This window comes from Vibrio sp. 1249-1, assembly GCF_033340495.1.
This window is the reverse complement of record NZ_JAWOWJ010000507.1, coordinates 1-715: the sequence shown is the minus strand read 5'-3', so window position 1 is coordinate 715 and position 715 is coordinate 1. Positions and strand designations below refer to the sequence as shown.

Annotated in this window: 1 protein-coding gene; it reads right to left on the bottom strand. The window is 50.8% G+C overall.

Translation table 11 applies throughout. The annotated features are described in order from the left end of the window. The coding region (gene murD / locus R7Z50_RS27275; protein ID WP_318149719.1) for a UDP-N-acetylmuramoyl-L-alanine--D-glutamate ligase at window positions 1–715 on the bottom strand (715 nt) is incomplete at both ends.

Genomic DNA, 715 nt, shown 5'->3' with positions numbered 1-715 from the left:
TTCGCTAAGTTATGTTTGCCGACAAGTTTCAATTCATCGCTGGCGATAACGCGCTGACCATGATCAAGTAACCATGTGCGAGAACCATCGACTTCAAGGCCGTAAGCTTGCTCATCGCTGCCAAACGTAACCACGGGCATCTCAACCTCTGGGTACGTCTCTTGATCATCACGGTTAACTACAGCTAACTCTGCATGATCAAAAATTCGCAGCTTAGCAGCGCGATAATCTGCCATACCTTCGTAGCGATCCATATGATCTTCGGAAAGGTTAAGAAATGCCGCCGCTTTGAGTTTCAAACTCGACGTCGTTTCCAACTGAAAACTTGAAAGTTCCAGTACATACAAATCCGCATCTTGCTCAAGCAGTTCCAGTGCAGGCACGCCAATGTTACCGCCGACACCCACCGTCAATCCTGCCGCTTTCGCCATCACACCAGTTAAATCTGTCACCGTGCTCTTGCCGTTTGAACCCGTGATGGCCACCACTGGCTTATTCACAGCCCAAGCAAACAACTCGATGTCCCCCACGACAGGCGTGCCTTTCGCTAGCACCGTTTGTATCTCAGGTGTCGCTAACGCAATACCAGGGTTGGTCACCACCAAGTCAGCTTCTGCAAGCCACTGGGTATTCCAACCTCCACTGTGCAGTTCAACCTGTTCAGGCAGACGCTCGGCACCTGGCGGATTGTCGCGCGTATCAATAACTTTAACCG